This is a genomic window from Stenotrophomonas ginsengisoli, assembly GCF_001431485.1.
Lineage (GTDB): Bacteria > Pseudomonadota > Gammaproteobacteria > Xanthomonadales > Xanthomonadaceae > Stenotrophomonas > Stenotrophomonas ginsengisoli.
Map to the genome: position 1 here is coordinate 24,943 of NZ_LDJM01000036.1, position 12,748 is coordinate 37,690.

The 12,748-nt window shown below is 67.4% G+C and carries 6 protein-coding genes; 3 read left to right on the plus strand and 3 right to left on the minus strand.

Annotation, left to right across the window (positions count from 1 at the left end; genetic code table 11):
• Window positions 1–52: 52 nt before the first annotated feature.
• Window positions 53–2,902 carry a ligand-binding sensor domain-containing diguanylate cyclase gene (locus ABB30_RS13095; protein ID WP_152980742.1) on the minus strand — a complete coding sequence of 950 codons (2,850 nt, stop codon included), beginning with the start codon at window positions 2,900–2,902 and terminating at the stop codon, window positions 53–55.
• A gap of 174 nt (window positions 2,903–3,076) precedes the next feature.
• Entirely contained in the window at window positions 3,077–4,459 is a 1,383-nt protein-coding gene (locus ABB30_RS13100) for an L-serine ammonia-lyase (protein ID WP_057638770.1), read from the minus strand.
• Window positions 4,460–4,559: 100 nt separating this feature from the next.
• Here ABB30_RS13100 and ABB30_RS13105 point away from each other — a divergent pair, with 100 nt between their 5' ends.
• Complete coding sequence (locus ABB30_RS13105; RefSeq protein ID WP_057638771.1) at window positions 4,560–4,787, plus strand: glutaredoxin family protein; 228 nt, start codon at window positions 4,560–4,562, stop codon at window positions 4,785–4,787.
• 2 nt (window positions 4,788–4,789) lie between these two features.
• Here ABB30_RS13105 and ABB30_RS13110 read toward each other — a convergent pair whose 3' ends face one another.
• Window positions 4,790–5,410, minus strand: a complete 621-nt coding sequence (locus ABB30_RS13110) for a YceI family protein (protein ID WP_057638772.1) — start codon at window positions 5,408–5,410, stop codon at window positions 4,790–4,792.
• A gap of 172 nt (window positions 5,411–5,582) precedes the next feature.
• On the opposite strand from ABB30_RS13110, the gene ABB30_RS13115 reads away from it, so the two are divergent.
• Both ABB30_RS13115 and ABB30_RS13120 read left to right on the plus strand, forming a co-directional pair.
• Window positions 5,583–9,116 carry a two-component regulator propeller domain-containing protein gene (locus ABB30_RS13115; protein ID WP_057638773.1) on the plus strand — a complete coding sequence of 1,178 codons (3,534 nt, stop codon included), beginning with the start codon at window positions 5,583–5,585 and terminating at the stop codon, window positions 9,114–9,116.
• A 65-nt stretch (window positions 9,117–9,181) separates the two neighbouring features.
• Complete coding sequence (locus ABB30_RS13120) at window positions 9,182–12,712, plus strand: hybrid sensor histidine kinase/response regulator (protein ID WP_245626510.1); 3,531 nt, start codon at window positions 9,182–9,184, stop codon at window positions 12,710–12,712.
• Window positions 12,713–12,748 lie beyond the last annotated feature (36 nt).

Sequence of the window (12,748 nt, forward strand, 5' to 3'; positions counted from 1 at the left end):
CCGGCGTGCCGGTCGCAAGGCAGCCGGCACGCTCAGTGGTGGCGGCAGGCTTTCAGCCGGTACGTACGGCCTGCAGCTCCGTCCGGTACAAGGTCCAGCGGCTGCGCCCGGCCTGCTTGCTGGCATACAGGGCGGTGTCAGCCTGGCAGATGCCGTCCTTCCAGCGCTCGGCCTGACCCGCCGGCAGGGCAGGCAACAGGGCCAGCCCCAGCGACACGCTGACCGGCAGGGTGGCCACCCCGGGAATCATCAACGGGTGCTGGTTGACCGCAGCCAGCAAGCGGTCGGCCACCGCCACATGTTCCTCGGCTGGCAGGTCAAAGCAGACCATCAGGAATTCCTCGCCCCCCCAGCGCGCCAGACAATCGCCCTGGCGCAGTTGCTGGCGCAGGCGCGAGGCAATGCCCACCAGTACCGCATCGCCGACTTCATGGCCATGGCGGTCGTTGATTGCCTTGAAATGGTCCACGTCCATCAGGACGAACAGATGCTGTGATGGCGCCGTGCGGCTGTCCGGGTCCAGACGCATCCGCTGTGGAATCACCGTGGCGGCATGCCGGCGGTTGTTCAGCCCGGTCAACGGGTCGGTGCGGGACAGGGCGTCCAGGCGGGCATTGGCCTGGGCCAGGTCCTGGGTGCGGTGGTTGACCAGGGCCTCCAGGTGCCGGTTGCGCTGCTGGTTCCAGCGGTTGTTCAGCAGCAGGCTGATGCCCAGCACGGCCAGACAGCCCAGTACCGCCAACGCCTTGAACCAAGCGGTTTCGTGGAAGGCCGGGGCAATCTGGAAGGATTGGCTGGCGGTGCGTGCGCCACTGGCCGCGTCGGTCACGTGGAAGCGGTAGCTGCCGGCCGGCAGGTTGGTATAGCGCACCAGTGGCGCGGCATCGGCGGTGAGTTCCTGCCAGTGGTCGTCGTAGCCCTCCAGGCGGTACAGCACACGCGGCCAGTGCAGTGGTGACAGGTTGAGAACCGAAAAGCCGATGCTCAGGTCGCGTTCGCCGGCGCCCAGCCGCAGTGGCCGGGCATCGGGCAGATGGCTGTCCTGGCCGGTCTGTATCAGTTCGATCCGTGGCTGGCTGCTGCCGCTGCCATCACGCATGGGGGTATCCAGGGTATACAGCCCCTGTGAGGCGGGCAGGTAGTAGCGGCCTTGGTGCAGCAGGCCGCGGCCATCACCACCGCCGACACAGCACACCACCTGCTGGCCTGGCGTCTGGCGTTTGTGCAGGGTCAACCCGGGCTGCACCCGCAGCATGGCATTGGGCTGGGTGCTGGCCAGGGCCAGTTGCCGGGCGTCCAGGCGATAGGCGCCGCGCAGGCCGCTGACCAATACCCCGCCTTGCGGATCGGCCACCAGTGCATACACCTCGTTGCGAGGAATACCGCGGGTCTGGTCCAGCGACAGCCAGCGCTGGCCATCATGCAGATACAGCTGGCCGGTACCACGCGCACCGGCCAGCAGGCGGCCGTCATCCAGCTCCAGCAGGGCATAGATGCCCGGGTTGGGGTGGGGCAGGGGCAGCAGCTGCAGGCCATCGTCGGTGACCTGCCAGATTCCCAGGTCACCGCTGGCGTACAGGGTGCCGTCGCGGCTGCGCAGAAGGGCGCGGATCTCCCAGCGGGTGCTGTTGTCGGTACCGCTCAGGCGCTGCAGCCGCTGTTGCCGGTCCAGCCGGTACAGCCCGCGCGAGGTGCCGATCCACAGGGTGCCGTCGGCATCACGCAGGAAGGTGTTGCTGCGGGTGTCGGCCAGAGGCGCCAGGGCTGCCACCGGCTGCACTTGCTGGCCGTCATGGCGGTACACGCCGCGTACCGTGCCCAGCAGCAGCTGCTGCGCCTCCGGGTGCAGGCTGTAGATGATGGGCAGGCCGGCGCTTTCAGGCAGGGTACGCTGGCGCCCGTGTTCAACACGGGCCAGGCCATAGGTGCCGGCGGTGTAGATGTCACCTTTCCACTCCGCCACGGCCCACAGGAACTGTGCCTGTGTCGGTTCATGGGCAATGGGCAGGTAACCGCCCAGACCGGCCCAGAACCGGTGCAGGCCATCGGTGTGGCTGGCCATCCACAGGTTGCCGGCCGGGTCGACCAGCATGGCCCGGGTGGCCGGAGCCAGCTCGCTGACGTCCACCCGCTCGATCAACTGCCTGCCGCGCAGGCGCATCAGCAGGTGCTCGGTGCTGATCCAGACATTGCCTTGGCCATCGTCAGTCATGGCCAGGATGCGCTTGTGCAAGGCCGGATCGGGATGGCGCTGCCACTGGCCGTCCTGCAGGAAGTACAGGCCGTTGGTGCTGCCGGCCAGCAATGCATCGCCCTGGCTGAGCAGCCGGCCGACATGGCCACGGCCCAGGCCCGGCAGTTGCTGCGCCTGCAGCTGGCCATCGTGTTCGCTGTACAGTCCGTCGGTGCTGGCATACCAGTTGCTGCCGGCATGGGACAGGTGCAGGTGCACCGAGCCCAGGGCCAGGATTTTTTCCAGGGCCAGGTCCGGGCCGACCCTGTACACCGCATCGTCGTTGCTCAGCAGCATCGCCCCGCTGTCATCGGCGCCCAGCGCATACACGTTGCGGTCGGCCAGGGCCGGCAGCGCCTGGAAACGGCCGGACTGGCGGAAGATCACCCCGCGTTCGGTCCCCACCCACAGCCGACCGGTGCCGTCGCTGGCAATGCCGCGGATCAGGTTGCCCTGCATGGCCGGGGTATTGCTGCGGTCGTGGACAACAAAATGCTGGCCGTCAAAACGGACCAGGCCAGCGATCGAGCCGAGCCACAGGAAGCCATCCTTGTCGATGGCCAGCTCATAGCCGCCAGGGAAGGGCAGGCCGTCATCCATGGTCCAGCGGTCGTGGGCCAGCTGCTGGAACGCTGGCAGGGACTGCTGCGCCCGGGCAGGCAATGCCATCAGGCCCTGCACCAGCAGGGCCAGACAGAGAAAGAGCAGCACGCCGGGCAGGGGCCGGCAGCAACGGCGTTTCAACATCGCATCCCCAAACGGCCGCGCAGGCGGCCTTGAGGGGACTGTTGCGCAAGCGATGTCAGCGCCGTGTTGAGGCGGCGCAGCTGCCGCTGGCGGAGATCAGCACTCGATGACGTTGACCGCCAGACCGCCGCGGCTGGTTTCCTTGTACTTGTCCTGCATGTCGCGGCCGGTGTCGCGCATGGTCTTGATCACCTTGTCCAGCGAGACCTTGTGCTTGCCGTCACCGCGCATGGCCATGCGGGTGGCGTTGATCGCCTTGACCGCGCCCATCGCATTGCGCTCGATGCAGGGAATCTGCACCAGTCCGCCGATCGGGTCGCAGGTCAGGCCAAGGTTGTGCTCCATGCCGATTTCGGCGGCATTCTCGATCTGCCCGGGCTTGCCGCCCAGTGCGGCCATCAGGCCGCCGGCGGCCATCGAGCAGGCCACGCCCACTTCGCCCTGGCAGCCGACCTCGGCGCCGGAAATGGAGGCGTTTTCCTTGTACAGGATGCCGATCGCCGCGGCAGTGAGCAGGAAGTTGAACACGCCCTGCTCGTCGGCATTGGGGCAGAAACGGTCGTAGTAGTGCAGCACCGCCGGGATGATGCCGGCCGCCCCATTGGTCGGTGCGGTGACCACGCGGCCACCGGCTGCGTTCTCCTCGTTCACGGCCAGGGCGTACAGGTTGACCCAGTCCAGGGTGGTCAGCGGGTCGCGCATGGCCGCTTCCGGGCGCGCGGACAATTCGCGGTGCAGGGCCGGGGCACGGCGGCCGACCTTCAGGCCACCGGGCAGGGTGCCTTCGGAGCGGATGCCGCGGTTGACGCAGGCCTGCATCGCATCCCAGATCTGGCGCAGCTCCTGGTGGATCTGCTCCTCGCTGCGCCAGCACTTCTCGTTCTCGAACATCAGCTGGGCGATGGACAGGCCGCTGCGTGCGCACTGGGCCAGCAGTTCATCGCCACTCTTGAACGGGTAGGGCAGCGGGGTCTGGTCGGGCACGATGCGGTCATCGGCCGCGTCATCGGCATTGACCACAAAGCCGCCGCCCACCGAGTAATAGTCGCGGGTGGCGATGACCTCGCCATTGGCATCGAAGGCGGTAAAGCGCATGCCGTTGGTGTGGTAGGGCAGCTTCTGCCGCTTGTTCATGGCCAGGTCGCGCTTTTCATCAAAGGCGATGACCTGCTGGCCCATCAGGTTGATGCGCTTTTCGCTGCGGATACGTGCCAGCGTGGCCGGGATGATGTCCGGATCGATCAGGTTGGGGCGATGCCCTTCCAGGCCCAGCAGCACGGCCGTATCGGTGCCGTGGCCGCGCCCGGTCAGGGCCAGCGAGCCGAACACCTCGGCGCGGATGCGCACGGTGGCCTGCAGTTGGCCCGGGTCCAGCAGCCAGCGGTGGACAAAACGTTCGGCCGCGCGCATCGGGCCGACGGTGTGCGAGGAACTGGGGCCAATGCCGATTTTGAACAGGTCGAACGTGGAGACGGACATGCGCTGGTGCTTAACGACGGTGCAAGGCCGTCTATTCTAGTGGCAAGCCGGCAGCGCCCTGTTTGCGTTGCAGCAATGCAAATCGGGCAGGAGAGGGTGAATGGGGCTGACGCTGTATCAACGCGATGACTGCCACCTGTGTGACCAGGCCCTGGCCGTGCTCGCGGCTGCCCGGGTGGCGGAACCGGAGTCTGTTTTCATCGATGCCGATGCGACGCTGGAGCGCCGTTTTGGCAGCCGCGTGCCGGTGCTGGCCGATGGCCATGGGCGCGAGCTGGACTGGCCCTTCGACCCGGAGCGGGTACTGGCCTGGCTGGGCGCGCGCTGAGCTCAGTTGTCCGTGTCCGTGTCCGTGCCCGAGGCCGGTGCCAGACTGGCCTGCGGGTTGGCGGTGGCTTCCAGTTCGATCCGGATCTGCACGCTGTCGCCGACCATGGTCGGCCAGGCATCGGCGCCGAAGGCAGCACGCGACAGGCTGGCCGTGGCCGAAAAACCGACGGTCTGGCGGAACGGGGGCATCGGATGGCGGCGCTGGCCATTGGCATGGGCCAGCAGCTGCACCGGCGCGCTCACACCGCGCAGCTGCAGCTGGCCATCAATCAACAGGCTTCCGTCGGCCTGCGCGGTGACACCGGTGGATACGAAGCGTGCTTGCGGATACTTGTCCACGGCCAGCAGGCTGCTGCCATGCACGGCGGCGTTCCAGCGGCGGTCGCCAAAATCCAGCCGGGCCGGCTCCAGCTCGACCTCGATGCTGGCCGCCTGCGGATCTTGCCGGTCATATACCAGCACGCCGCGGCTGACCGGCATCAGTGCCAGCGAACGGGAAAACCCGGCATGGTCAACGGCGATCAGCAGCTTGCTGTGTACCGGGTCCACCTGCCAGCGGGTGGCAGCGGCCGGGGCGGCGAGGCTGGCAAGCAGCAGGCAGCTGGCAATGGATCGATGCATGGACGGGCTCCGGGGCATTGGGCGGCAGTGTAGTGCGGCTTTGCCGGCGCAGGTGTGAGCGTGCACAAGGACGGCTAAACTGCCTCTCCATGCCAGGGAGCGGCGCACAGGGGGCGCAAGCATGCGCAATGGTCACAAGAGGATTTGCACCAGGTCCGGCTGCCATGCAGGCATGTTGGCCCTGTTGGTGTATGCAGTGCTGGCCAGCGTGCTGGCCCATGCCGCCGAACCGACCCTGCCCTCGCCACGGATGCAGCGGTTTTTGCCCAGCGATGGGCTGCCCTCACGGCAGGTGCTGCAGCTGGCGCGCGACAGCAAGGGCAATGTCTGGGCGGCTACTGCTGATGGCCTGGCCCGCATTGACGGCACCGACATCCAGGTCTGGCGCAATGAGCCGGGCCAGGCCGATTCGTTGCCGCTGAATTATGTCGAGTCACTGGTGGTGGATGACCAGGACCGGGTCTGGGTCGGCAGCAACGGCATGGGCGTGTTGCGTCTGCGTGCCGATGGCCGTGGTTTTGAGGTGTTCCCGCAGATTGCCCAGCGTTGTGGCACGCAGGTCTGGTCACTGGCCTGGATGGATGGGGTGCTGTGGATCGGCGGCAATGGCAATGGCCTGTGCCGGGTACATGCCGATGGCCGGATCGAACAGATCGGTGTGGGCGATGGCCCGGGGCAGCTGCGCAATGGCCAGATCTACAGCCTGCGTGCCGACCCGCGTGGGCGGATGTGGATCGGCACCGGCGCCGGCTTGATGCGCTGGGAAAACGACCGCCTGCATCCGGTGGCGGCCGACCAGCTGGGTGAGGTGGTGGTGACCCGGATCAGCGTGGACACCGACGGCCGGCTCTGGATCGGCGGCCATGAGCGCTTGTGGCAGCTGCGCATGAGCGATGAGACGGTGCAGGCGGTGGATGGTCCCGATGGCCAGGGCCTGCGCTCGGCGGCGGTGCTGCAGGATGCCCAGGGCAGCCACTGGGTGGGCACCGCTTCGGGCCTGTACCTGCGTGACGGGCAATCCATGCAGCAGTTGCATGGCGGGGCAATGGCCGGCCTGTGGACACCCGGCAGCAGTGTGCTGGACATGCTCCAGGACCACGAGGGTGGGCTGTGGTTTGCCACCTACAGCCAGGGCCTGGCCTACCTGCCACCGGACTGGCGTCGCTTCAACAACGTGCACCAGTTCGATGGCCGCATGCTGGAAAGCATCAGCATGACCCGCAGTACCGCCGACGGAGATGGTTTTCTGATCACCAGTGACGCGGGTCTGTTCCGGCTTGATGCGCAGGGCCAGCTGAGCCGCCTGCTCAGCCGCGCCCAGGTCAATGGCAAGGCGTTGTGGTCGGTGCTGGTGCTGCCGGATGGACGCATCCTGCTGGGTGGACGTGGCGAGCTGTTCTGGTATGAGCGTGGCACGGGCCGGTTGACCAGCCGCAGGATCGTGCCCGGCGAGGATCCTTTCCAGCGCGTGGATATGATGACCCTGATGCCCGATGGCAGCATCTGGATGCTCATCCATGGCATTGGCCTGCAGCAACGCAGTGCCGATGGACGCCTGCTGCGCCAGCTGCAGCGGTCCGGGCCGGAAGGCCTGCTTGACGGGCTGGTGCACCAGTTGCGCCCCGGTCCCGACGGGAGCCTGTGGATCACCAGTGAGGGAGGGCTGCAGCGCTGGCACAACGGACAACTCACTACGGTGACCGGTCTGCCACGGGCGATGGCGGTGTATGACATCGTGTTTGCCTACAACGATCTGCTGTGGCTGGCCGGCGATGGCCTGATCGGCCGCTACCGCTGGAAGGACAATGCACTGGAGCTGCTGGATCATGTCGGCCCTGCCGACGGGGTGCCGGCGGTGAGCCTGGGCGGCCTGCTGCTGGCCGACAGTGGCCAGCTGTGGGCCACTTCCTCGCGCGGCCTGATCCGCTGGAGCGGCAAGCGGGATGTGCAGCTGTTCGGCATCAGTGATGGCCTGGCCGAAACCGGGTTCCTGGATCATCCGCCCAGCCGCAATGCCCGTCATGGCCTGGCGCTCAATGCCGGCGGCCTGGTGTATTTCGACCTGGACCAGCCACCGGTCCGCCTGCCACCATCGCAGCTGCAGATCCGCAGCCTGCAGGTGCGCAGTGGCGGGGTGGGCCAGCTGCAGCAGCGCCAGCTGCACAACGGCGGCATCACCCTGCAGCCTGACGACAGCGAATTGGTGGTGGTGATGCGTCTGGTCACCCATGCCGGACGTGGCACCCAGCGCTACCGCTTCCGCGTGCATGGCCATGACCAGGACTGGCTGGAGGTTGGCCAGGAGGGCGAACGCAGCCTGGCCGGGCTGGCTCCGGGCAACTACCTGATGGAAGTGCAGGCGCGTTCCGGGCAGAGCGGCTGGTCCGAATCGGTGCGCCTTGACATCCGCATGCTGCCGCCCTGGTGGGCAACCAGCCAGGCCCGGATCCTGTGGGTGCTGTGTGCCCTGCTGGCCCTGGTCCTGGCCTGGTGGTTGCTGGCCCGGCGTGCCGAGCAGCGCCGGCGCTGGCGGGCCTTGCAGCAGCGCCAGCAGCTGGCCGAGCAGTCCTCGCGCTTCAAGACCCATTTCCTGTCGGCGCTGGGGCATGAGGTGCGCACCCCTTTGACCGGGGTCATGGGGATGAGCGAGCTGTTGCAGAAAACCGCACTGGATGCACGCCAGCGTGGCTGGGTCGATGGCATCCAGGCCGCCGGCGGGCAGCTGCTCGGCCTGCTCGATGATGCGCTGGACATGGCCGGTATCGAGGCCGGCCAACTGCAACTGCAGTGCCAGCCGTTCGTGCTGTCCACCTTGCTGGGCGAGGTTCTGGCCCAGCTGCAGGGGCGGGCGGCGGCCAAGGGAGTGCGCATCGCCGCCCCGGATGACCTGCCCGGGCGGGTGCTGGTGCATGGCGATGTGGTGCGTCTGCGCCAGGTGCTCAGCAACCTGCTGGCCAATGCATTGCGCCATACCGCGCACGGCAGCATCGGCCTGCAGGTGCGGTTGGATTCGCTCGGTCGTGGCCTGCGTCTGGAAGTGCACGACAGCGGCCAGGCCCTGGCCGAGGAACACCGCCGGCATCTGTTTGAACGCTTCAACGGCCATGACAATGCGGTGCAGCGGGTGGCCGGCGGCGGTGTCGGCCTGGCCATCAGTCGTGAGCTGGTGCAGGCGATGGGAGGCCATATCGGCGTGGACAGCGCGGTGGATGGGGGCAACTGCATCGCGGTGGACCTGCCCTTGCGCTGGGAGCTGGAGACGCTGCCATCCGTGGCCGCTGGGGACGGGCTGCCGGCCGGCGCGGTCGTGCCGTTGAGCATCCTGCTGGTGGAGGACGATGCCAGCGTGGCCGAGGTCATCAGCGCCCTGCTGCAGGCACGCGGGCACCAGGTCAGTCATGCCCTGAACGGGTTGCAGGCGCTGTCGCTGATTGTCACCGAGCACTTCGACGTGGGCCTGCTGGATCTGGACCTGCCCGGCATGGATGGCCTGAGCCTGGCCCGGCAGATCCGGTCCATGGGCCGGCAGCTGCCCCTGCTGGCAGTGACCGCGCGCTCGGATGCGCGCGCCGAAGAAGACGTGCGTGATGCCGGTTTTGACGCCTATGTGCGCAAACCGGTGACCGGTGTGTTGCTGGCCGAGGCCTTGGTCGGCATGGTGGCAAGGCCGGCATCGCGGGATGCGGCAACAGGAGAACCTGCATGAGGTGTGGAGGGACCACGCTGGCGCTTTGCCTGCTGTGGATGGTGATCACGTTGGTGGTTCCGGCCATGGCAGCCGCGCCGGGCGCGGCTGCCAGCGGGCCGGCAACCCTGCGCCTGCAGGCTCAGCCCTATCTGCGTGAATTCACCATCGCCGACGGGCTGCCGTCATCCAACATCCGCGGCATCACCGAAGACCGTTTCGGTTACCTGTGGCTGGCCAGTGGCGATGGTCTGGTCCGTTTTGACGGGCGCAACTTCCGCACCTGGCGCACCGAAAACGGCCTGCGTGACAACGAGCTGTGGGCCGTGCACGTGGATGCGCGCAACCAGTTGTGGGTGGGAACCAATTCGGCCGGCCTGGTGATGCTCAGCGCCGACCGGCGCAATTTCCGTTACTACGACCAGCAGACCCATCCGCAGATCGGCTCCAACCGGATCTGGGCGGTGACCTCCACCGCCGACGGGGCGATCTGGTTTGGTACCGACAATGCCGGCCTGTACCGGCTGGCACCGGACAATACCCTGCGCGTGTTCCTGCCCGAGCCGGGCAATCCACGTTCCCTGCCGTCGCGCTCGGTTGGCCAGTTGATGGTGGCCGATGACGGCCAGCTCTGGATCGGGACCCAGCAAGGGGTGGCGCGCTGGACCGGCGCGGACTTTGAACGCCTGCCCAGCGACCAGATGCCTTCACCGCTGGTCAATACCCTGCACCAGGACCGCGATGGCCGGATCTGGGTGGGCACCAGCCGGGGCATGGTGGTGGTGCTGCCCGATGGCCGCCTGCATCACCCGCAACTGGGCACCGAACCGGGCAAGCAGGCGCTGCAGCTGCTGGTCCAGGACAGCCAGGGCGAGCTGTGGTTTGACACCATGGGTGGGCTGGGCCTGAGCCGGGACGAGCAATGGATCGACGACGTGCTGGTCTACAGCGCGATGGCACGCCGCGCGGTGAGGCCGTCCTGGGTGATGGGCTACGAGGATCGCGAGGGCGGCCTGTGGTTTGGCAGCATCCAGGATGGCTTGTGGTACCTGCCGCCCAACTGGCGCCAGTTCACCCAGCTGCAGGGCGAGCGCTTCAGCGCCGATGGCCTGCGCAACCCCTTGCCGATCGGCCTGGCCGCTTCCTCGCACAACGGGTTGTGGGTGGTCGGCAGTGGCGGGGTGCTGGACCACATCGATCCACGCACGGGCAGGATCGAGCATCACTTCGATGCCTCGCTCAGCCATACCTGGCTGCGTGCGGTGGTCGAGGACGGGCAGGGCGGGGTCTGGATCGGCAGCCATCGGCAGTTGATGCGCTTCGAGCCGGGCAGCGGTGCGTTCAAGCGCTGGCAGCACGATGATCCGGTCGATCCGGCCCCGGCCGGGACCATCTCGCGCCTGGTGCGTTGCAACCAGGGGCGCATCTGGGCATTCAGCGGCGAGGCCGGGATCCAGCTGCGTGATGCGCAGGGCAGCGTGATCTGGCGTCACGACATCGATGGCAAACCGGGGGTCACCCTCAACCCGCATTCGGCCCAGTGCGGCCCGGATGACCAGTTGTGGGTGGGCACCGAGCAGGGCGTGCGGCGCTTTGATCCGGTACTTGAAACCTTTGTCGAGGTGCCCGGCTCACCACAGCTGCCGGTGCATGTGCTGGGTTTCAGCGTCGACGGGGTGCTCTGGATGGGCCATCAGGGGGCCTTGAGCGTGCACCTGCTGCGCGATGGCGGCCTGCAGCGTCTGGACCGCATCGACGAGGACAACGGTTTTCCGCAGATCACTCCCAACGGCCTGGTCCTGGATGTGCAGGGCGTGGCCTGGGTCAGTGCGCCACGTGGCCTGTACCGGGTGGATCTGGCCAACCGCAGCGTGCGCCAGTTCGGCGTGCAGGATGGCCTGCGCAGCCAGGAGCTGATGCCCAATTCGCTGGGCATGACCACCCGCGGCCAGGTGTATGCGGCCACCACCTTCGGCCTGTTGCTGCTGGCCCCGGCCGAACTGATGCCCAGCAAGCTGCGCCAGGTGCTGGCCATCGAGCGGGTCACCGTGCGCCGCGGCGATGAGCTGCTGGAGCTGACCCACCAGACCCCGTTGCTGATCGAGCCGGACATGCGCGACCTGCAGGTCAATGCGCGCCTGCTGTCCTTTGCCGACGGCAGCAGCAACCTGTACCGCTTCAAGCTGGAAGGCTTCGACCCGGACTGGGTGGAAGTGGGCAACAACGGCGAGCGCATCTTTTCCAGCCTGCGCCCGGGCCTGCACCGCCTGCTGATCCAGGCGCGCACCGCCGACAACGTCTGGTCATCGGTGCAGACCCTGGAATTCCGCGTGCTGCCGCCGTGGTGGGCGAGCAAGACCGGTATCGCGGTCTATGCGTTGCTGCTGGCGTTGCTGGTCTGGGGTGGCTTGCGCCTGTACCGCCGTCGTCTGCAGCGTATCAATGAGCTGGCCATGGCCCAGCGCACCCGTGAACTGGCCGAGCAGGCCTCGTTGGCCAAGACCCGCTTTCTGGCCAACCTGGGCCACGAGGTGCGTACCCCGTTGACCGGGGTGCTGGGCATGAGCGAACTGCTGCTGGCCTCGGACCTGCCGCAGCACCAGCGCGGCTATGCCCATTCCATCCAGTTGGCCGGCGAGCACCTGCTGCGCCTGGTCAACGATGCCCTGGACCTGGCCCGGATCGAGGCGGGCAAGCTGGAGCTGCAGCAGGGCTGGGTGGACCTGGCCGCCCAGGTCGAGCAGGTGGTGGTGCTGATGCAGCCGCTGGCCCAGGCCAAGCAGCTGCAGTTTGTCACCCGGCTGGAGTTTGCCGCCCATACCCATGTCTTTGGCGATGCGCTGCGCCTGCGTCAGATCATGCTCAACCTGCTGGGCAATGCGATCAAGTTCACCGCCAGTGGCCAGGTCACCCTGCATGTGCGGGTCCAGCCCGATTCGCCGGGCCTGATGCTGGAGGTGATCGATACCGGGCCGGGCATTGCCGATGCACAGAAGCAGCGCCTGTTCAAGCGCTTTGAACAGGCCGAAGGGGCGCGTACCACCGAACGTTATGGTGGTAGCGGCCTGGGCCTGTCGATCAGCAACGAGCTGGCGATGGCCATGGGCGGGGCGATCACCGTGGACAGCCAGCCCGGACGCGGTGCCCGCTTCGCCGTACAGCTGCCGCTGCCCTGGCAGCTGAAGATGCCCGCCGGCCAGGCAGTGGTGCCGGCGCCGAAGCAGCAGCAGGGATTGTCGGTGCTGCTGGTGGAGGACGACCTGACCATTGCCGAGGTCATTCGGGGCTTGCTGCAGGTGCGTGGCCACCGCGTGCAGCATGTGGGTCATGGCCTGGCGGCCTTGTCCGAACTCAGTGCGCAGGACTTTGACATCGCCCTGCTGGACCTGGACCTGCCGGGCATCGATGGCCTGCAGCTGGCCAGCCAGTTGCGGGCAATGGGCCATCAGCTGCCGTTGCTGGCCGTGACCGCACGCGCCGATGCGGAGGCCGCCGAACAGGCCATGGCCAATGGTTTCAACGGTTTCCTGCGCAAGCCGGTGACCGGGCAGATGCTCGATGCGGCGATCAATGCGGCCATGGCCGCGGCCCAGTCAGGCCCGGCCGGCACACAATGAAACAGGCCGGGCGCATGGCCCGGCCTGTCGGTTGTT

Coding starts and splice junctions, on each gene's coding strand:
- ABB30_RS13095 (WP_152980742.1), bottom strand. CDS start 2,902: ATGGCATTGCCTGCCCGGGCGCAGCAGTCCCTGCCAGCGTTCCAGCAG.
- ABB30_RS13100 (WP_057638770.1), bottom strand. CDS start 4,459: ATGTCCGTCTCCACGTTCGACCTGTTCAAAATCGGCATTGGCCCCAGT.
- ABB30_RS13105 (WP_057638771.1), top strand. CDS start 4,560: ATGGGGCTGACGCTGTATCAACGCGATGACTGCCACCTGTGTGACCAG.
- ABB30_RS13110 (WP_057638772.1), bottom strand. CDS start 5,410: ATGCATCGATCCATTGCCAGCTGCCTGCTGCTTGCCAGCCTCGCCGCC.
- ABB30_RS13115 (WP_057638773.1), top strand. CDS start 5,583: ATGTTGGCCCTGTTGGTGTATGCAGTGCTGGCCAGCGTGCTGGCCCAT.
- ABB30_RS13120 (WP_245626510.1), top strand. CDS start 9,182: ATGGCAGCCGCGCCGGGCGCGGCTGCCAGCGGGCCGGCAACCCTGCGC.